16 protein-coding genes are annotated in these 20,644 nt (G+C 61.7%); 7 read left to right on the top strand and 9 right to left on the bottom strand.

Annotated elements, in window-relative coordinates; genetic code table 11:
* Positions 1 to 141: 141 nt before the first annotated feature.
* The 7 genes from ACSPX5_RS18440 (at position 142) to ACSPX5_RS18470 (ending at position 10,104) form a co-directional block, all read left to right on the top strand.
* Complete coding sequence (locus ACSPX5_RS18440) at positions 142 to 1,302, top strand: efflux RND transporter periplasmic adaptor subunit (protein WP_169431846.1); 1,161 nt, start codon at positions 142 to 144, stop codon at positions 1,300 to 1,302.
* Complete coding sequence (locus tag ACSPX5_RS18445; RefSeq protein ID WP_439820054.1) at positions 1,299 to 4,400, top strand: multidrug efflux RND transporter permease subunit; 3,102 nt, start codon at positions 1,299 to 1,301, stop codon at positions 4,398 to 4,400. The genes ACSPX5_RS18440 and ACSPX5_RS18445 overlap by 4 nt, the downstream gene beginning before the upstream one ends.
* A gap of 8 nt (positions 4,401 to 4,408) precedes the next feature.
* Positions 4,409 to 5,086 (top strand): heavy metal response regulator transcription factor, encoded by a 678-nt coding sequence (locus ACSPX5_RS18450; protein WP_003228008.1) that lies wholly within the window; start codon positions 4,409 to 4,411, stop codon positions 5,084 to 5,086.
* Positions 5,076 to 6,440: a heavy metal sensor histidine kinase gene (locus ACSPX5_RS18455; protein ID WP_169431848.1), complete on the top strand. Its 1,365-nt coding sequence runs from the start codon at positions 5,076 to 5,078 to the stop codon at positions 6,438 to 6,440. The genes ACSPX5_RS18450 and ACSPX5_RS18455 overlap by 11 nt, the downstream gene beginning before the upstream one ends.
* A 308-nt stretch (positions 6,441 to 6,748) precedes the next feature.
* Entirely contained in the window at positions 6,749 to 6,970 is a 222-nt protein-coding gene (locus tag ACSPX5_RS18460) for a hypothetical protein (protein ID WP_323161696.1), read from the top strand.
* Positions 6,971 to 7,166: 196 nt separating this feature from the next.
* Positions 7,167 to 8,483, top strand: a complete 1,317-nt coding sequence (locus ACSPX5_RS18465; RefSeq protein ID WP_323161695.1) for an OprD family porin — start codon at positions 7,167 to 7,169, stop codon at positions 8,481 to 8,483.
* 112 nt (positions 8,484 to 8,595) lie between these two features.
* Positions 8,596 to 10,104: a sensor domain-containing diguanylate cyclase gene (locus ACSPX5_RS18470; protein WP_323161694.1), complete on the top strand. Its 1,509-nt coding sequence runs from the start codon at positions 8,596 to 8,598 to the stop codon at positions 10,102 to 10,104.
* A gap of 61 nt (positions 10,105 to 10,165) precedes the next feature.
* Here ACSPX5_RS18470 and lpxC read toward each other — a convergent pair whose 3' ends face one another.
* The 9 genes from lpxC to murD form a co-directional block, all read right to left on the bottom strand.
* Positions 10,166 to 11,077 (bottom strand): UDP-3-O-acyl-N-acetylglucosamine deacetylase, encoded by a 912-nt coding sequence (gene lpxC / locus ACSPX5_RS18475; RefSeq protein ID WP_169431852.1) that lies wholly within the window; start codon positions 11,075 to 11,077, stop codon positions 10,166 to 10,168.
* 112 nt (positions 11,078 to 11,189) lie between these two features.
* Positions 11,190 to 12,386, bottom strand: coding sequence for a cell division protein FtsZ (gene ftsZ, locus ACSPX5_RS18480; RefSeq protein WP_085709356.1), 1,197 nt, complete (start codon positions 12,384 to 12,386; stop codon positions 11,190 to 11,192).
* 67 nt (positions 12,387 to 12,453) lie between these two features.
* A complete protein-coding gene (ftsA, locus tag ACSPX5_RS18485) occupies positions 12,454 to 13,713 on the bottom strand; it encodes a cell division protein FtsA (protein WP_169431853.1) in 1,260 nt (419 codons plus the stop codon).
* Positions 13,714 to 13,728: 15 nt separating this feature from the next.
* Positions 13,729 to 14,595, bottom strand: coding sequence for a cell division protein FtsQ/DivIB (locus tag ACSPX5_RS18490; protein WP_169431854.1), 867 nt, complete (start codon positions 14,593 to 14,595; stop codon positions 13,729 to 13,731).
* Positions 14,596 to 14,599: 4 nt separating this feature from the next.
* Positions 14,600 to 15,574, bottom strand: coding sequence for a D-alanine--D-alanine ligase (locus tag ACSPX5_RS18495; protein ID WP_169431855.1), 975 nt, complete (start codon positions 15,572 to 15,574; stop codon positions 14,600 to 14,602).
* Complete coding sequence (gene murC, locus ACSPX5_RS18500; RefSeq protein WP_439820055.1) at positions 15,571 to 17,031, bottom strand: UDP-N-acetylmuramate--L-alanine ligase; 1,461 nt, start codon at positions 17,029 to 17,031, stop codon at positions 15,571 to 15,573. The genes ACSPX5_RS18495 and murC overlap by 4 nt, the downstream gene beginning before the upstream one ends.
* Positions 17,024 to 18,094: an undecaprenyldiphospho-muramoylpentapeptide beta-N-acetylglucosaminyltransferase gene (murG, locus tag ACSPX5_RS18505; protein ID WP_169431857.1), complete on the bottom strand. Its 1,071-nt coding sequence runs from the start codon at positions 18,092 to 18,094 to the stop codon at positions 17,024 to 17,026. Before murG ends, murC begins: the two co-directional genes overlap by 8 nt.
* Positions 18,084 to 19,301, bottom strand: coding sequence for a putative lipid II flippase FtsW (gene ftsW, locus ACSPX5_RS18510; RefSeq protein ID WP_423815203.1), 1,218 nt, complete (start codon positions 19,299 to 19,301; stop codon positions 18,084 to 18,086). The genes murG and ftsW overlap by 11 nt, the downstream gene beginning before the upstream one ends.
* Entirely contained in the window at positions 19,298 to 20,644 is a 1,347-nt protein-coding gene (gene murD, locus ACSPX5_RS18515) for a UDP-N-acetylmuramoyl-L-alanine--D-glutamate ligase (protein ID WP_207868172.1), read from the bottom strand. The genes ftsW and murD overlap by 4 nt, the downstream gene beginning before the upstream one ends.

Genomic DNA, 20,644 nt, shown 5'->3' on the forward strand with positions numbered 1-20,644 from the left:
CAAAGCCTGGTCGGCCCAAAGGCCGCCAAGTCAAAAGCCGAAACTGACAGCGCCGTCAGCTAGCCGTCACCCTCCTGACCCCCAAACAAGTTTATAAAGACAAAACCTGCCCAAACCCCGTCCCCCTGGCGCCCCACAAGCATGCAAATCCAGAAGAAAAAGGCCCTGCTCGCCACCCTGCTTATCGCCCTCGCAGCCGCCGGTCTGTGGTACGCATACAAACCCGCCCCGGCCAAACTCGCGGCCCCCAGCGCCATCCCGGTACGGGTCGTCGCTGTCAGCGAAAAAGACGTCCCCCGCTACACCAGCGGCATCGGCTCGGTGCTCTCGCTGCACAGCGTGGTGGTGCGCCCGCAGATCGACGGCATCCTCACCAAGCTCTTCGTCAAAGAGGGCCAGTTGGTGAAACAGGGCGACCTGCTCGCCACCATCGACGACCGCTCGATCCGCGCCAGCCTCGACCAGGCCCGGGCGCAACTGGGCGAAAGTCAGGCGCAACTGCAAGTGGCGCTGGTCAACCTCAAGCGCTACAAACTGCTCAGCGTCGACGACGGTGTATCGAAGCAGACCTACGACCAGCAACAGGCACTGGTCAACCAACTCAAGGCCACCGCCCAAGGCAATCAAGCCTCGATTGACGCGGCACAGGTACAACTTTCCTACACCCAGATTCGCTCCCCGGTCACCGGCCGCGTCGGGATTCGCACAGTCGACGAAGGTAACTTCCTGCGCATGACCGACACCCAGGGTCTGTTCACCGTGACCCAGATCGACCCGATCGCCGTCGAGTTTTCCCTGCCCCAGCAAATGCTGCCGACCCTGCAAGGCCTGATCAGCGATCCGCAGCGCGCACAGGTCAAGGCTTACATCGGCGCCGACACCGACGGCGAAACCGGCAACCTGCTCGGCGAAGGTCACCTGACCCTGATCGACAACCAGATCAACGCCAACACCGGCACCATCCGCGCCAAAGCCGAATTCGACAACCCCAACCAGAAACTCTGGCCGGGCCTGCTGGTAACGGTAAAGATTCAGACGGCACTGGATAAAAATGCGCTGGTGGTCCCGCCCACCGTCGTACAGCGGGGCCTCGATCAACACTTCGTGTACCGGGTCAACGGCGACAAGGTTGAAGCGGTGCAGGTGCAGATGGTTTATCAGGGCAGCGGCCAGGACATCATCAAAGGCGTGAAACCCGGCGACGTATTGGTCAGCGATGGCCAGTCGCGGCTCAAGCCCGGTTCGACCGTACAGGTCATGAGCGAACCGCCGCAGGTGGTGCAAGCGGAGCCCAAGCCATGAAGCAGCACAAAGGCGTTTCGACCTGGTGCATCGATCACCCGGTGGCGACGATTCTGCTGACCATCGCGCTGGTGCTGGTCGGGGTGATTGCCTTCCCGCGCTTGCCGATTGCCCCACTGCCGGAAGCGGAATTTCCGACGATCCAGGTCTCCGCCCAACTGCCAGGCGCCAGCCCGGACACCATGGCCTCGTCCGTGGCCACGCCGCTGGAGGTGCAATTCAGCGCCATCCCCGGCATGACCCAGATGACCTCCAGCAGTGCGCTGGGCTCCAGCCTGCTGACTCTGCAATTCACCCTCGACAAGAGCATCGACACCGCCGCCCAGGAAGTGCAGGCCGCGATCAACACCGCCGCCGGCAAACTGCCGAAAGACATGCCGACCCTGCCGACCTGGAAGAAGGTCAACCCGGCCGACAGCCCGGTGCTGATCCTCAGCGTCAGCTCCACGCAAATGCCCGGCACCGAACTCAGCGACCTGGTGGAAACCCTTCTCGCCCGTCAGATCAGTCAGATCGACGGCGTAGGTCAGATCAACATCACCGGTCAACAACGTCCGGCAATCCGTGTTCAAGCTTCGGCGGACAAACTGGCGGCCATCGGCCTGACCCTCGCCGACATTCGTGTGGCGATCCAGCAGACCAGCCTCAACCTCGCCAAAGGCGCGCTGTACGGCGATTCGAGCATTTCCACGCTGTCGACCAACGACCAGTTGTTCCACCCCGAGGAATACAGCCAGCTCATCGTTTCCTACAAGGATGGCGCCCCGGTTCACCTCAAGGATGTCGCCAAAGTCGTCAACGGTTCGGAAGATGCCTACGTGCAAGCCTGGGCCGGCGATCAACCGGGAGTGAACCTGGTGATCTCCCGCCAGCCGGGGGCCAACATTGTCGAGACCGTGGACCGCATTCAAGCCGCCCTGCCCGGCCTCGAAGCCATGTTGCCGGCTTCGGTGCAGGTCAAAGTGCTGATCGACCGCACCCAGACCATCCGCGCGTCCCTGCATGAAGTGGAAATCACCCTGCTGATCGCGATCCTGTTGGTGGTGGCGGTCATGGCGCTGTTCCTGCGCCAGTTGTCGGCGACGATGATTGTCTCGGCGGTGCTCGGCGTGTCGCTGACCGCCAGCTTCGCACTGATGTATTTGCTCGGTTTCAGCCTGAACAACCTGACACTTGTTGCCATCGTGGTGGCGGTGGGGTTCGTGGTCGACGATGCCATCGTGGTCGTGGAAAACATTCACCGCCATCTGGAGGCCGGCGACAGCATGCGTGACGCCGCGATCAAGGGCGCCGGCGAGATCGGTTTCACCGTGGTGTCGATCAGTTTCTCGCTGGTGGCAGCGTTCATTCCGCTGCTGTTCATGGGCGGTGTGGTCGGGCGTCTGTTCAAGGAGTTCGCCCTGACGGCCACCTCGACCATCATGATTTCCGTGGTGGTGTCGCTGACCCTCGCGCCGACGCTGGCCGCGCTGTTCATGCGTAAACCGGTGCATCACGCCCATGACAAACCGGGCTTCAGCGAACGGCTGCTCGGCTGGTACGAAAACGGCCTGCGCCGCGCCCTCGCCCACCAGAAACTGATGATCGGCGTGTTCGGCATTTCCGTCGCGCTGGCGATTGGCGGCTACGTGTTTATCCCCAAGGGTTTCTTCCCGGTGCAGGACACCGGTTTCGTCCTCGGCACTACCGAAGCCGCCGCCGATATCTCCTACAGCGACATGGTGAAAAAACACCTGGCGATGGCCGAAATCGTCGCCGCCGACCCGGCCGTGCAGGCGTTTTCCCACTCGGTCGGCGTGTCCGGCAGCAACCAGACCATCGCCAACGGCCGCTTCTGGATTGCCCTGAAACCACGGGGTGAACGAGACGTCTCGGCCAGCCAGTTCATCGACCGCATTCGTCCGAAACTGATGAAAGTCCCGGGCATCGTGCTTTACCTGCGCGCCGGCCAGGACATCAACCTCAGCTCCGGACCGAGCCGTGCGCAGTATCAATACGTGCTCAAAAGCAACGACGGGCCGACGCTCGCCACCTGGACCCAGAAGCTCACGGAAAAACTGCGCAGCATCCCGGCGTTCCGTGACATTTCCAACGACCTGCAACTGGGCGGCAGCATCACCCACATCAGCATCGACCGCAGCGCCGCCGCGCGTTTCGGCCTGACGGCGAGTGATGTCGACGAGGCGCTGTACGACGCCTTCGGCCAGCGGCAGATCAACGAGTTCCAGACCCAGGTCAACCAGTACAACGTGATCCTGGAACTGGACACCAAACAGCGCGGCAAGGCCGAAAGCCTCAACTATTTCTACCTGCGCTCACCGCTGAGCGGAGAAATGGTGCCACTGTCGGCGCTGGCCCGATTCGACGCGCCGACCATCGGCCCACTGTCGATTGCCCACGACGGCATGTTCCCGGCCGCCAACCTGTCGTTCAACCTGGCGCCCGGCGTGGCATTGGGCGACGCGGTGATTTTGCTCAATCAGGCCAAGGCAGAGATCGGCATGCCGACCGCCATCAGCGGCAACTTCCAGGGTGCGGCCCAGGCGTTCCAGAGTTCGCTGAAAAGTCAGCCGTGGTTGATTCTCGCGGCGCTGGTAGCGGTGTACATCATCCTTGGTGTGCTCTATGAAAGCTTCGTCCATCCGCTGACGATCATCTCGACCTTGCCGGCAGCGGGTCTGGGCGCGGTGATCATGCTGTGGATCTGCGGCCAGGATTTTTCGATCATGGCGCTGATCGGGCTGGTGCTGCTGATCGGTATCGTCAAGAAGAACGGTATTCTGATGATCGACTTCGCCCTGGAAGCGCAGCGCCATCGCGGGCTGTCGCCGCAGGATGCGATTTTCGAGGCATGTATCACGCGGTTCCGGCCGATCATCATGACCACCCTCGCCGCCCTGCTCGGCGCCCTGCCGCTGATGCTCGGTTACGGCACCGGCGCCGAACTGCGCCAGCCATTGGGGATCGCGGTGGTGGGTGGCCTGCTGGTCAGCCAGATGCTGACGCTGTTCACCACGCCGGTCATATACTTGTGGCTTGAGCGGCTGTTCCACAAGCCCAAACCGGCGCCCGTCGCGGCGCTGGCAACGACAGACTGAGGCGGGTCATGCGCGTTCTGATTATCGAAGACGAGGAGAAAACCGCGGACTATCTGCACCGCGGCCTGACGGAACAGGGTTACACCGTGGATCTGGCCCGCGACGGCGTCGAGGGCCTGCATCTGGCGCTGGAAAGCGACTACGCGGTGATCGTCCTCGACGTGATGCTGCCGGGCCTCGATGGCTTCGGCGTATTGCGCGCGCTGCGTGCGCGCAAGCAGACGCCGGTGATCATGCTCACCGCCCGCGAGCGGGTCGAAGACCGGATCCGGGGTTTGCGTGACGGCGCCGACGATTACCTCGGCAAACCGTTTTCCTTCCTTGAACTGGTGGCGCGCCTGCAAGCGCTGACCCGCCGCAGCGGCGGCCACGAGCCGGTGCAGGTGAGCATCGCCGACCTGTGGATCGATCTGATCAGCCGCAAGGCCACCCGCGCCGGCACGCGCCTGGACCTGACCGCCAAGGAGTTTTCGCTGCTCAGCGTACTGGCCCGGCGTCAGGGCGAAATCCTCTCGAAAACCGCGATTGCGGAAATGGTCTGGGACATCAATTTCGACAGCGACGCCAACGTCGTCGAAGTCGCGATCAAACGTCTGCGCGCCAAGCTCGACGGGCCGTTCGACGAAAAGCTGCTGCACACCATCCGGGGCATGGGTTATGTGCTGGAGAGCCGTGGTGTCCAGTAACTCCATTGCCCTGCGCCTGAGCGGGATGTTCACGCTGGTGGCGCTGCTGGTGTTCCTGTTGATTGGCGGCGCGCTGTATCAACAAGTGGACAAAGGCCTGGGCCTGCTGCCGGAAGCGGAACTCGATGCGCGTTACAGCGTGCTCGAGTCCGCGCTCAATCGGTATGGCACCCCCGAGCATTGGGTGAAGATCAACGCCAAACTCAAGCTGCTCGGCGAAGAAGACAAACGCATTCGTTTCTGGGTAGTCAGCGGCGATCCGGGCTACGAGTTCGGCGAACCGGATGCCTTGATCCGCACCTTTGCCCAAGGAGCGCCCGGCATGCACGACCTGCAACTGCCCGGCCATCCCTATCCGCTGAAAGTGCTGCTCACCGAACTGCCGGCCAGGGATCAGCGCCCGCCGCTGCGCTTCATGATCGGCATCGATACCGAGACCGTTCACCAGACCCAGCATCAGTTGCTGATCGCGCTGGTGAGTCTGGCGGTGATCGGCGTGCTGCTGGCCTCGGCATTGGGTTACTGGGTGGCACGAATCGGCCTCAAACCGCTGATCAAACTGTCCCACGAGGCCCAGCGTCTGGCGCCGCCGTTGCGGGCCGGGCGTCTGCGTCTGTCGCCGTTGCCACCGGAACTGGAGCAGTTCGTCGACTCGTTCAACTCGACGCTGGAGCGGGTTGAACAGGCCTATTCACGACTGGAATCCTTCAACGCCGACGTGGCCCATGAGCTGCGCTCGCCGCTGACCAATCTGATCGGCCAGACCCAGGTCGCCCTCACTCGCGGGCGCTCCGCCGAGCATTATTTCGAAGTGCTGCAATCCAACCTCGAAGAGCTGGAACGCCTGCGCTCGATCATCAATGACATGCTGTTTCTGGCCAGCGCCGATCAGGGCAGCAAGGCCACCAAGCTGACCTCGACCTCCCTGGCCGATGAAGTGGCGACTACCCTCGAATACCTCGATTTCATCCTCGAAGATGCACAGGTTCAGGTCCATGTGAGTGGCGACGCACAGGTGCAGATCGAGATCGCCCATCTGCGCCGGGCGTTGATCAATCTGCTGAGTAACGCGGTGCAACACACCGCGCCGGGACAGGTGATCGAAGTGCAGATCACGGTCGAGGAACATCAGGTCAGCATCGGCGTGGCCAACCCCGGCGCACCGATTGCCAGCGAGCATTTGCCACGGCTGTTCGAGCGCTTTTACCGGGTCGACGCTTCGCGCAGTAACAGCGGTAATAACCATGGGCTAGGGCTGGCGATCGTCAAGGCGATTGCGCTGATGCATGGTGGGGATGTGTTTGTGCGCAGTGATCGCGGGATGAACACTTTCGGGATTCATTTGCCGGTCTGAAAAGCCCCTCACCCTAACCCTCCCGAAACGTCGGACCGCCCCGAGGGAGAGGGGACTGACCGAGTTGTTCTTTCGAGTTACGCCGACCTGAAAAATCCAGTCGAACTCAGATTCTGAAAAGTCCCCAATCGGCTCCCTTTCCCCCTCGCCCCTTGGGGGAGAGGGTTGGGCGGGCGGCGTTCCGATGAGGGGCTGACTTTTGCTTTTGCTGTAACAGTCATTTATGAAAATCATGCTGTTTCCCGACGCCCGGCAACCTTATCTTTGCCCGCACCAAACAGCACTTGCCAAGCAAGAAGGTTTTCAAGATGTCCAACAGTATGGGTATTGCCAGCGCTTTCGTTTTGTCCTCATTGATCCTGTCGCCGATGGCGATGGCTGAAGAATCGCAGTCGTTCGTAGCGCACAATGCCGCTCGCGCCCTGGCATTCGAACAGTATCAGGCAGAAGTGATGGCCAAGGCTCAAGACGCCACGCAAGCCCCTCAGGCCGCAACTTCCCAGACTCAGGCAGCCGAGAAAGACAGCTGAGTCGCGCAACGTTAAACGTTTCCCTCGACGCGGTTGTTTGGCTCTTCCCGTTCAACCGTCGTCCTTCCAGGCCACTGATTTTCAGTGGCCTTTTTTCGTTGTGGTGTGAAAGCGGTCCGGTGCGTCTCTTACCATTAGAAACACCCCGCACCTCAAGACATTGAAGTGCCAGTTGACCCAAGGAGCTTTACCGCAAGTGCGTTACCCAGTCCGCTTTACCCCGCTGTTCATTGCAATCGCCGCAACGATTGCTCCTGCCGCCCACGCCGCTGAAGCCGATAAGGAAGGTTTTGTCGAAGGCTCGAGCCTCAACCTCAACGCCCGCAACTACTACATGAATCGCAACCGCCTACAGAAAGCGGACGACAACATCGAGTGGGGCCAGGGTTTCCTCGGCAAATTCCAGTCCGGTTACACCGAGGGCACGGTCGGCTTCGGCATCGATGCCCACGCCATGCTCGGTCTGAAACTCGACGGTGGTGGCGGTACGGACAACTCCAGCATCCTGCCGGTCAGCGATGGCAACGGCAAAGCGCCGGGCTCGTTCTCCACCGCGGGCGGTACGTTGAAAATGCGTGCATTCGATACCGAACTGAAGGCCGGCGACCTGTTCCTCACCAACCCGGTGATCGCCGGCGGTGAAAGCCGCATGCTGGCGCAGACTTTTCGCGGTGTCAGCCTGACCAACCACAGCTTCGACGGCTGGATGATCGAAGGTGGCCAGGCGAGCTTCACCAAGCCGTACAACCAGAGCGGCCACAAACGCATCGGCACCTCGTACGGCACCCTCGCCGAGGGCGATAAAAGCCAGCACCTGAACTGGGCCGGCGTGTCCTGGAGCGGCGTCGAAGGCCTGACCAGCAACCTGTATGCCGCCGAGCTGAAGGACATCTGGAACCAGTACTACTACGACCTCGACTACACCTGGGCGCTGAACGATCGGGTGACCCTCAACCCGGGCCTGCACTTCTATCACACCCAGGACACCGGCGAGGCGCTGCTGGGCAACATCGACAACAACACCTACAGCCTGCATTTCACCGTCGGCATCGGCAGCCACAGCGTCACCGCCGCGTACCAGCGGGTCAACGGCAATACGCCATTCGACTACATCAGCCAGGGCGACAGCATCTACCTCGACAACTCCCAGCAATACTCGGACTTCAACGGCCCGAACGAGCGCTCGTGGAAACTCAAGTACGCCTACGACTTCGCAGGTGTCGGCTTGCCGGGCCTGACTTCGGCGGTGTCCTACTCGCGCGGTACGCTGGACCTGACCAAGGTCGATCCGGACAGCAAGGGCTACGCCTCGTGGTACAGCGCTGAAGGCCGCAACGCCAAGCACTGGGAACGCGACATCGACCTCAAATACGTGGTGCAGAGCGGCCAGGCCAAAGACCTGGCGGTACGCCTGCAATGGGCAACCAACCGCGGCGGCAACGGTTACGGCGCGCTGGACACTGACACCGATGAATACCGAGTGATCATCGACTACCCGATCAACGTCTTCTAAGATCGGCGCTACAGTAGAGAGGCCAGCCTTATGCGCTGGCCTTTTTCTTGCGTGTGCGGCAGCGACGTTTGTACAACTACGCTTATAAGACTCTTCAACCGATAACCCAACCATGATCGCGAGCCGCACCCCACCCGCTACGGGCAAGACCGGACATCCGGAGCTGCTGCTGATCTTCGGCAGTTTGCTGAGCGTTATCGCGATTGTGTGCATCGTCACTTTTCTGCTGATTCGCGAACGCGCCAACGCTCAGGAATCGGCGACTCGCAGCGCCACCACCATCGCCCAACTGATCGACGCCGATGTGCTGCGCACCGTCGAACTGTACGACCTGACCCTGCAAGGATTGATCGCCGCCGCCCAGCGCGACGACCTGAAAAACGTGTCGCCGCAGATCCGCCACCTGGCGCTGTTCGACCGCTCCACTACCGCGCGCTTCAAGGGCGACATCCTGCTTCTCGACAAGCATGGCGAGGTCATCGCCGACTCTTCGCGGATCGAACCGCTGCCGGGCAACTTCGCCGACCGCGACTACTTCCTCGCCCACGCCTTCAACCGCGACGCCGGCATGTTCATCAGTCGCCCGTTCAAGCCGCGTTGCGACTGCGACGACGCCAACCAGTGGCGTATCAGTTTCAGCCGACGTATCTCTTCGGACACCGGCGAATTCCTCGGCGTAGCGGTGGCGTCAATGAAGCTCGATTATTTCGACCAGTTGTTCAACAGCCTCGACATCGGCGTCGACAGCACCCTGAACATCATCAACAACGACGGCATCCTGCTGGCCCAGAAGCCTTATCTGCAAAGTGATTCGATCGGCAAGAGCTTCGCCGCCCGTCCCAATGTTGTGAGGATTCTGCGCGATCGCAGCGGCAATGGCAGTTTCAATAGCATTTCGAGCATGGATCATCAGCAACGGCTGTACACCTACTCCCAGGTCGGCAACCTGCCGCTGACAGTGATCGTGGCGCTATCGAGTGAGGAAGTGTTCGGGGCGTGGAAGCGCACGGCAATTCTGATCAGTGGCGCCACCGGCGTGCTCTGCCTCGGACTGCTGTGGCTGACCTGGCTGCTGGTCAGAGAACTGCGTCTGCGCCAGCGCGCCGAACATGAGCTGGCCCAACTGGCGGCCACCGATGCTCTGACGGGGGTCGCCAACCGGCGCATGCTCGACCAGTCGTTGCGTCACGAATGGTTTCGTGCGCAGCGCTCGGGCAAATCCTTGTCACTGCTGATGATCGACGCCGATCACTTCAAGGCATTCAACGACCGGCATGGCCATCAGGCCGGGGATCAGGCCCTGCGTGAACTGGCCAAGGTCATTACCGCGAATGTGCGACGCCCGACGGATCTGGTGGCGCGCTACGGCGGTGAAGAGTTCTCGGTGATCCTGGCAGAGACCGATAGCGCAGGCGCGCGACAGATTGCCGAGCATGTGCGGGCTGGCGTTGAGCAATTACCGCGTATGGAGGGCGATGAAATGCCGATGACAGTGAGCATCGGTATCAGCACCTGGACGGTAGCGAGTGAAATCAGTCTGGAACAACTGTTGTTCGCGGCGGACCGGGCGCTGTATCAGGCCAAGGAAGGAGGCCGAAACCGGGTGGTGCTGGCGTCCTGAACACAGGCATAAAAAAAGGCCACCCAAAGGTGGCCTTCAAAAAACTAGAGAGGTTTTTTACTTACACTGCCGCAACCGGGCGCATGTAAGAGATCGGTGCAGTGCTGGCGTCTTCGAACGTCACGACTTCCCAGGCGTCTTTCTGCTCAATCAGTTTGCGCAGAAGCTGGTTGTTCAGTGCGTGGCCGGACTTGAAGCCCTTGAACTCACCAATCAGGCTGTTGCCCAGCAGGTACAGGTCGCCAATTGCATCGAGGATCTTGTGCTTCACGAATTCGTCTTCGTAGCGAAGGCCGTCTTCGTTCAGTACGCCATCGGCATCGACCACGATTGCGTTTTCAACGCTGCCGCCGAGTGCGAGGTTGTGCTTGCGCAGGTACTCGATGTCACTCATGAAACCGAAAGTACGGGCGCGGCTGACTTCTTTTACGAACGAAGTGCTGGAAAAATCCACGCTTGCACTTTGGGTGCGGTTCCGGAATACCGGGTGATCGAAATCGATCTCGAAGCTCACCTTGAATCCGTCGAAAGGGACGAAAGTGGCGCGCTTGTCGCCGTCTTCCACTGTCACTTCACGCAGGATGCGGATGAATTTCTTGGCGGCGTCCTGTTCTTCCAGGCCTGCCGATTGAATCAGGAATACGAAAGGTCCTGCGCTACCGTCCATGATCGGGACTTCGGACGCGGAGAGCTCGACGTAGGCGTTATCGATGCCCAGGCCAGCCATGGCCGAGAGCAAGTGCTCTACCGTGTCCACTTTGACGTCGCCATTGATCAGCGTCGTCGACATAGTGGTTTCACCGACGTTTTCCGCGCGGGCAGGAATCTGCACCACAGGGTCGAGGTCAGCGCGACAAAACACAATGCCAGTGTCGACAGGCGCAGGCTTGAGGGTCAGGTAGACCTTCTCCCCGGAGTGCAGGCCTACACCTGTGGCACGGATAATATTTTTCAGTGTGCGTTGTTTAATCATGGCTTGGGCCGCTTCAGCGCAAATTGCGAACTGGTATCAACAAAGGCTGGCGATAATAGCAGACCGAGCCTTTGCTGAACACCAATCACCTTCATAGCCCTGATACATTCCATCAATCAGCCTGACGACGCAGGAAAGCCGGGATGTCCAGGTAGTCCAGGTCATCTTGCGGATTCATCTTCGCGGCAGTCGCAGCACCGGCCTGAGCCTGGTTGCGCATGACGGTCGGACGGTCCAGGTCACGGTAGTTCACAGCAGGTTGTTCCTGACGCGCAGGGGCCTGTTGTTGCACCGGAGCGGATGCCATGGTGGTGTGAACGGTGTTGTCGATGACCTTCACAGGCTTCTCGATTTTCGCGCCCAGACCCGTGGCAACCACAGTCACGTGCAGCTCGTCACGCATGTCCGGATCGATAACGGTACCGACCTTGACCATCGCGTGCTCGGAAGCGAAGGCTTCGATGATCGAACCCACGTCGGAGTACTCACCCAGGGACAGGTCAGGACCGGCAGTGATGTTCACCAGGATGCCGCGTGCGCCTTGCAGGTTCACGTCTTCCAGCAGCGGGTTGCGGATGGCCGCTTCGGTGGCTTCACGTGCACGGTTCGGACCGCTGGCGCAGCCAGTGCCCATCATCGCCATGCCCATTTCGCTCATCACGGTGCGTACGTCGGCGAAGTCGACGTTGATCATGCCCGGACGCTTGATGATGTCGGAGATACCGCGAACGGCACCGGCCAGTACATCGTCAGCCTTGGCGAAAGCCGACAGCAGGCTGGCGTCTTTGCCGAGGATGGTCAGCAGTTTTTCGTTCGGAATGGTGATCAGCGAGTCGACGCTTTCCGAAAGCATGCGGATGCCTTCGTCGGCGATCTGCATACGCTTGCGGCCTTCGAACGGGAACGGACGGGTCACGACCGCAACGGTCAGGATGCCCATTTCCTTGGCCACTTCGGCGATGATCGGCGCCGCACCGGTACCGGTACCGCCGCCCATGCCGGTGGTGATGAACACCATGTTGGTGCCCGCCAGCACTTCAGCGATGCGCTCGCGATCTTCCAGCGCAGCCTGACGGCCGACTTCCGGGTTGGCGCCGGCACCCAGGCCTTTGGTCACGCCGGTGCCCAGTTGCAGAATGGTGCGCGCGCCGATGTTTTTCAGCGCTTGAGCATCGGTGTTGGCGCAGATGAACTCGACGCCTTCGATGTTGCTCTTGACCATGTGGTTGACAGCGTTGCCGCCGCCACCGCCAACACCGATAACTTTGATTACCGGGCTTGCGGGGATGTTGTCTACGAGTTCGAACATTTTCCCTCTCCTTACATTCTCTAGTTTTTTCGCCTACTGCTGTTTGTTGCGGTGCTGCGGTAAAGCTTTAGAAGTTGCCTTGAACCCACTTCTTCAAACGGTCCAGCAACGGCGCCTGCGGCTCCTCGTTGCTGTAGCTGTCGCGGCTGCCGATGCCCGAGAACGAGATCCCGTCGGACTGCTTCTGCAGGCCGTACATCAACAAGCCAACGCCAGTGGAATAAATCGGGTTGCGCACCACGTCATCCAGGCCCTTCACGCCGTGCGGTACACCGAGGCGTACCGGCATGTGGAAGATTTCCTCGGCCAGTTCGGTGGCGCCTTCCATTTTCGAGGTACCGCCGGTCAGCACGATGCCGGCCGGGATCAGGTCTTCATAGCCGCTGCGACGCAGCTCGGCCTGGATCAGGGTGAACAGCTCGTCGTAACGCGGCTCGACCACTTCAGCCAGGGCCTGACGTGACAGTTCGCGCGGCGGACGGTCGCCGACGCTCGGCACCTTGATGGTTTCGCCGGCACCGGCCAGTTTGGCCAGAGCGCAGGCGTAACGGATCTTGATCTCTTCGGCGTACTGGGTCGGGGTGCGCAACGCCATGGCGATGTCGTTGGTCACCTGATCGCCGGCAATCGGGATCACGGCCGTGTGGCGGATGGCGCCTTCGGTGAAGATCGCGATGTCGGTGGTGCCGCCGCCGATGTCGACCAGGCACACGCCCAGTTCTTTTTCATCGTCGGTCAGGACCGAGTAGGCCGAAGCCAGTTGCTCGAGAATGATGTCGTCGATTTCCAGACCGCAGCGACGCACGCATTTTTCAATGTTCTGCGCAGCGTTGACCGCACAGGTCACCACGTGAACCTTGGCTTCCAGACGCACGCCGGACATGCCCAGCGGCTCGCGCACGCCTTCCTGGTTATCGATCACGTAGTCCTGCGGCAAGGTATGCAGCACACGCTGGTCAGCCGGGATCGCCACTGCCTGGGCAGCGTCGAGTACGCGTTCCAGGTCAGCGGAGCTGACTTCGCGGTCGCGGATCGCCACGATGCCGTGGGAGTTCAGGCTGCGGATGTGATTGCCCGCCACGCCGACGAACGCCGAGTGAATGCGGCAACCCGCCATCAGTTGGGCTTCCTCGATCGCGCGCTGGATCGATTGCACGGTGGACTCGATGTTCACCACCACGCCTTTCTTCAGGCCGCGGGACGGATGAGTGCCGATCCCGACGATTTCCAGCGAGCCGTCGTCCGCAACCTCGCCGACCAGCGCCACCACCTTGGAGGTGCCGATATCGAGACCGACGATCATTTTGCCGCTTTGCACGTTTGCCATGGGTCCTGCCTCTTCTTAATTCTTTGCGACAGCGGGTTGGGCTGTCGTCGGCGCTACTGGTTCCCGCCAGCCAACAGCGAGGCCGTTGGCATAGCGCAGATCGATGCGCGCAATGTTCGTAATCTGGTCTTTAAGCGTCTTGTCGTAGATGGCAATGAAGCGGCGCATCTTTTCCACCAGGTTGCCGCGTCCCAGCAGCAACTCGATGCCGGGGCCGGAACTGCCGGCACCGGTGGTCAGGAACCAGCTGCCACGCTCGCGCAGTTCCAGGCGCGCGATCGAGAAGCCCAACGGCCTGAGCATCTGACTCAGCACCTGATATTGCTGCATCACTTGCTGCTGGGCCCGCTGCGGGCCGAACAGCTGTGGCAGGTGTTCGTAATTCGCCAGTTCCTTGGGCGTGAACGCCTGGCCCTGGTTGTTGAGCAGCGACTCGTCACCCCAACGGGCCACAGGCAGTTGCTCTTCGAGGCGGATCACCACCTGATCCGGCCACACCCGACGGACTTCGGCGTGAGCGATCCAAGGCATCTGTTCCAGCTCCGAGCGCATGCTGGCCAGGTCGATGGTGAAGAAGCTCGACGCCACGTAGGGGGCGATTCGCTGCTGCACCGCCTGCTGGCTGATGTAGCTCAGATCACCCTGCACGGCGATTTTGGTGATCGGCCGGTCGGCATACGGCAGCAAACGCTGCGCGCCTTCGTAAGTGCCGAAACCGAGCGCCACCAGCAGCACCGGCCAGAACAGGCCTTTGAGGAACCCGAAATTGGCTTTCGGCAGGCGCGCGGACATCGGCTCTTTGGCCACCATTCGGCTGGCACCCCGCGGCACCGGCTTGCGGCCGGGAGCGGGTGGCTGATGTCTGAGCTGTGCGCCTTGCATGGTCTTAACCTCGCGCCTCTTTATGGCCATCGGCATCGACACTGGCGGCCAGAATGGCCAGAACCAGCTGCTGGAAATCCAGACCGGCCGCTTTCGCCGCCATCGGTACCAGGCTGTGATCGGTCATGCCGGGAGCCGTGTTGACTTCCAGGAACCAGAATTTTCCGTCGGCGTCCTGCATCACGTCCGCCCTGCCCCAACCGGCGATACCCAGCGCCTCGCAGGCTTGCGCCGTGAGGTCCATGAGTTCTTTTTCCTTGTCGGCATCGAGCCCGCACGGAATCCGATACTGGGTATCGTTGGCGATGTACTTGGCGTCGTAGTCGTAGAACGTGTGCGGCGTACCCAGGGCGATAGGAGGCAACACCTGGTCACGCAGGGTGGCGATGGTGAACTCGGGACCGTGGATCCATTGCTCGACCAACACTTGCGAATCGTAGGTACTGGCCGCTTTCCATGCGTCGATCAACTCGGACGCAGAACTCACTTTGGCCATCCCGATACTTGAACCTTCATGCGCCGGTTTGACGATCAAAGGGAAGCCCAGTTCCGTCGCTGCCGAAATACAATCGGCCTCGCTGCGCAGCACGGCGTGACGCGGCGTCGGAATACCGAGTGTGTGCCAGACCTGCTTGGTACGCAGTTTGTCCATCGCCAGCGCCGAAGCCAGGATGCCGCTGCCGGTGTAGGGAATACCGGCCACTTCGAGCAGGCCCTGCATGCTGCCGTCTTCACCGCCACGACCGTGGAGAATGATGAAGGCGCGGTCGATCTTTTCACTCAACAGACGCTGCAGAATATCGGCGCCGACATCGATCCCGAATGCGTCCACACCGGCGCTTTGCAGCGCAGAGAGCACGGCGTTGCCGGACTTCAGCGAAACTTCACGCTCGGCACTCAGGCCACCGAACAGCACGGCGACACGGCCGAAGTCTTTCGGGGCAATGGTGGAGAACAGGTTGGCGTAGGCAGCAGTCATTTCAACTTCCCCTCGACCGGTGCGGCCACGGCACCGGCGAACAACTCGCTTTTCAACAGTTTCGGTGCAAGACCGCCGATGTCGCCGGCGCCCTGGCACAACAGAATGTCGCCGGCACGCAGCAACGGCTTGACCAGCGGCGCCAGGTCGACACCACGCTCGATGTAGATCGGGTCCAGTTGACCGCGCTGACGGATGCTGTTGCACAGCTTGCGGCTGTCGGCACCCGGGATCGGCTCTTCGCCGGCCGGATAGACTTCCATCAGCAGCAGCACGTTGGCGTCGGCCAGTACATTGACGAAATCGTCGTACAGGTCGCGGGTGCGGCTGTAGCGGTGCGGCTGGTAGACCATCACCAGACGGCGCTCAGGCCAGCCACCGCGTACAGCCTTGATGACGGCCGCGACTTCGGTCGGGTGATGACCGTAGTCGTCGACCAGCATCACGTTGCCGCCGTCCACCGGCAGTTCGCCGTAGACCTGGAAGCGGCGGCCGACACCCTGGAACCCGGACAGGCCCTGGACGATGGCTTCATCGCTGACGCCTTCGTCGGTAGCGATGCAGATGGTCGCCAGGGAATTGAGCACGTTGTGGTTGCCCGGCATGTTCACGGACACATCCAGCGGCTCGCGATCAGGGCGCAGCACAGTGAAGAAGGTCTGCATGCCTTGTTGGCGCACATTGATGGCGCGCACGTCGGCCTCTTCGCTGAAGCCGTAGGTCATGGTCGGACGTTTCACCTGCGGCAGGATTTCACGCACCACCGGATCGTCCAGGCACATCACCGCCAGACCGTAGAACGGCAGGTTGTGCAGGAACTCGACGAAGGTTTTCTTCAGTTTGTTGAAGTCACCGTCGTAGGTCGCCATGTGGTCGGCGTCGATGTTGGTCACCACAGCCACCAGCGGCTGCAGGTGCAGGAAACTGGCGTCGCTTTCATCGGCCTCGGCGATCAGGTAACGGCTGGTGCCGAGCTGGGCATTGGTGCCCGCGGCGTTCAGACGGCCACCGATGACGAAGGTCGGATCCAGGCCACCGGCCGCAAACACCGAAGCGATCAGGCTGGTGGTGGTGGTCTTGCCGTGGGTACCGGCGACGGCGATGCCGTGGCGGTAGCGCATCAGTTCGGCAAGCATTTCGGCACGCGGTACCACCGGGATGCGGCGTTCCAGTGCGGTCGCCACTTCCGGGTTGGATGTGTTGACGGCGCTCGACACTACCAGCACATCGGCAGCAGCGGCGTTCTCGGCACGGTGGCCGATGAAGATCTGCGCACCGAAGGATTCCAGGCGCTCGGTGACCGGCGAAGCCTTCAGGTCGGAACCGGACACGGCGTAACCCAGGTTCAGCAGCACTTCAGCAATACCGCACATGCCCACACCGCCGATCCCGACGAAGTGGATGCGACGGATGCGGCGCATTTCCGGTTGCGGCATGGCTTTCTGATTCTCAACCATGGGCCACCTCCAGACAGGTATCGACCACGCTGCGGGTGGCTTCGGGTTTCGCCAGACGGCGGGCCGCTCGGGCCATTTCTTCAAGTCGTTGCGGTTGCATCAAGACCTCTGTCAGGCGCGCGGCAAGGTCCGCGGCACCAGTCGTTCTTTGCGGCATCAGGAAGGCAGCGCCTTCGCGGGCCAGATAATCGGCGTTGCGGGTCTGGTGATCGTCGATCGCGTGGGGCAAGGGCACCAGCATCGACGGCAGACCGGCGGCGGCCAGCTCGCTGACGGTCAATGCGCCTGCACGGCACACCACCAGGTCAGCCCAGCCATAGGCCTGAGCCATGTCCTTGATGAAGGGCTGCACCTGCGCGTCCACGCCGACAGCGCGGTAGCGCTCTGCAGTCACTTCATCGTGATTTTTGCCGGCCTGATGAAACACCTCCGGACGCAGGTCGACAGCGACTTGCGACAGGGCTTCAGGCAGCAACTTGTTCAACGGTTCTGCCCCCAGGCTTCCGCCCAGGATCAGCAAACGCGCCTTGCGTCCGGCCAGGGCCGCACGCGGTGTTTCGAGGAACAGCTCGCTGCGCACCGGGTTGCCGGTGGTACGGCGGCTGTCCGACAGGGTAAAGGTGTCGGGGAACGCTTCACACACCCGGGCGGCGAACGGCACCAGCAACCGATTGGCGGTGCCAGCCACAGCGTTCTGCTCGTGAACGATCACCGGCACGCCGGCCAGTTTGGCGGCAATGCCACCAGGACCGGTCACATAACCACCGAAACCAACCACGCACACCGGACGCAGGCGGCGAATGATCGCCCGCGCCTGCCAGACCGATTTCAGCAACATGAACGGTGCCTTGAGCAACGACAGCTTGCCCTTGCCACGCAGGCCAGTGGCGTTGATGCGATGCAATTCGAGGCCGGCGGCCGGCACCAGGTCGTTCTCGATCCCCCGTGGCGTGCCGAGCCAGTGCACGGTGTAACCCCGCGCCTGAAATTCACGGGCGCAGGACAGCGCCGGGAACACGTGGCCGCCGGTACCGCCGGCCATGATCAATACGTTAGCGCCCATGGTTCGGCTCCTCGGCGAAGTCGCTCTCATGGAATTCCATCTCTTCACTGCCCAGGTGGGTCCGACTTTCCCACTCGATCCTCAGCAACAGGCCAAGGCAGGCACAGCAGATCACCAGGGAACTGCCGCCATAACTGAGGAACGGCAAGGTCAGGCCCTTGGTCGGCAGCAGGCCGACGTTCACGCCGATGTTGATCAGGAACTGACCGATCCACAGGAACGACAGACCGTAGGCAACATAAGCGGCAAAAAACTGTTTGGCTTTCTCGGCCCACAGACCGATGTACATGCCGCGAATACACACGAACACGAAGAGCGCCACGGTGCACAGCGAACCCACCGCGCCCAGCTCTTCAGCCAGTACCGAAAACACGAAGTCAGTGTGGGCTTCCGGCAGATAGAACTGCTTCTGCACGCTGTTGCCCAGCCCAACGCCCAGCCACTCGCCGCGACCGAAGGCGATCAAGGCCTGGGACAATTGATAACCGGCACCGAACTGGTCCGCCCACGGGTCGGCGAAGTTGGTCAGACGCGCCATCCGGTAGGGTTGCATCTGGATCAGCAACACCACCGCCGCCACCGCCAGCACCACCATCAGCGAGAACCGGAACAGCCCGACCCCGCCAAGGAACAGCATCGCCGCTGCAGCCCCCATCATCACAACGGTGGCACCGAAGTCCGGTTCCATCAGCAGCAGGCCCGCCATCGGCAGCAGCACGATGAACGGCTTGAAGAAGCCCATCCAGCTCTCGCGCACTTCCTTCTGGCGACGCACCAGATAACCGGCGAGGTAAATCACCACGAACACCTTGGCGATTTCGGACGGCTGAACGTTGAAGAAGCTGAAGCCGATCCAGCGCATCGAACCGTTCACCTCACGGCCGATCCCCGGGATGATCACCATCACCAACAGACCGAATGCGCCGATCAGCATCAGCCAGCCCAGACGCTGCCAGGTGGCGATCGGAATCATCATGGTGACGATGCACGCGCCCAGGCCCAGCACCACATAGATCAGGTGACGGGTCATGTAGTAGAGAGCGCTGCCCGATTGCACCGCACCCACCTCGGTCGAGGCCGAGGCGATCATGATCAGCCCCAGGCCGAGCAGCGCCAGGCAACCGGCGAGCATGGGGAAGTCGAGGTCGATCCCACGTCCGGTGATGATCGGCGACGGGTACGGCTTGATGATGTTTCGCAGGCTCATGCCAGTTCCTCCACGGCGCGGACGAACTGGTGACCACGGTCTTCGTAATTCTTGAACATGTCGAAACTGGCGCAGGCCGGCGACAGCAGCACCACGTCACCCGGCTGGGCGGCGGCGCGGCATTTCTCGACGGCGTCGATCAGCGTGGTGGCGCGGATCAGCGGCACGGCATCACCGATGGCCTGGCCGATTTTGTCGGAGTCGCGGCCCATCAGGATCACGGCGCGGCAATGGGCAGCCGCCGGATCGCGCAGGTCCTTGAATTCGGCACCCTTGCCGTCGCCGCCGGCGATCAGCACGACCTTGCCGCTGATGTCCGCACCCAGGCCTTCGATGGCGGCCAGGGCGGCGCCGACGTTGGTGGCTTTGGAATCGTTGTAGTAACCGACGCCGTCCAGGTCACGCACCCACTGGCAGCGATGTTCGAGGCCGGCGAAGTTGCGCAGGGCCGCCAGCATGGCGTCGAACGGCAGCCCGACTGCGTGCCCGAGCGCCAGCGCCGCCAGGGCGTTCGACTGGTTGTGGGCGCCGCGAATCTTCAGTTCACGCACCGGCATCAGGTTCTGGAATTCGAAGGCCAGGTATTTCTCGCCATTCTCTTCGCGCAGACCGAACGCCTTGAAATCCGGCTGGGTGAGGCCGAAGGTCCAGCATGGCTGGCCCTCGCCCATCAGTGGCCGGGTCAGGGCGTCCTGACGGTTGACCACGAACTGTTTCGCGCCACGGAAGATCCGGTGCTTGGCCAGGTGATAGGCCGGCAGGCCGCTGTAGCGGTCCATGTGGTCTTCGCTGATGTTGAGCACGGTCGCCACTTCGGCGTTGAGCTGATCGGTGGTTTCCAGCTGAAAACTCGACAGTTCCATCACGTACAGCTCGACGTCATCGCTGAGCAGATCCAGCGCCGGCGTACCGAGGTTGCCGCCCACCGCCACGCGCTTGCCGGCCGCTGCCGCCATTTCACCAACCAGGGTGGTGACAGTGCTTTTCGCGTTGGAACCGCTGATGGCCACGATCGGCGCCTTCGCGTTACGCGCGAACAGCTCGATATCGCCGGACAACTTCACGCCACGGGCCGCGGCGGCTTGCAGGGCCGGGGTCGCCAGCGCCAGGCCGGGGCTCACGTAGAGCTCGTCGGCACGGCACAGGAACTCGACGTCCAGCTCGCCACAACGCACTTCCACGTGCGGATAGTCACGCTGGAGCGTGGCCAGTTCCGGTGGATTTTCCCGCGTGTCGGCCACGGCAAACGCCACACCCCGGTTCGCCAGGAAGCGAACCAGGGACATGCCGCTCTTGCCGAGGCCGACAACGATGCGGAAGTGGTCAGAAGCGATCAGAGACAC

The organism is Pseudomonas sp. HLG18 (assembly GCF_051903985.1).
GTDB lineage: Bacteria > Pseudomonadota > Gammaproteobacteria > Pseudomonadales > Pseudomonadaceae > Aquipseudomonas > Aquipseudomonas fluorescens_BT.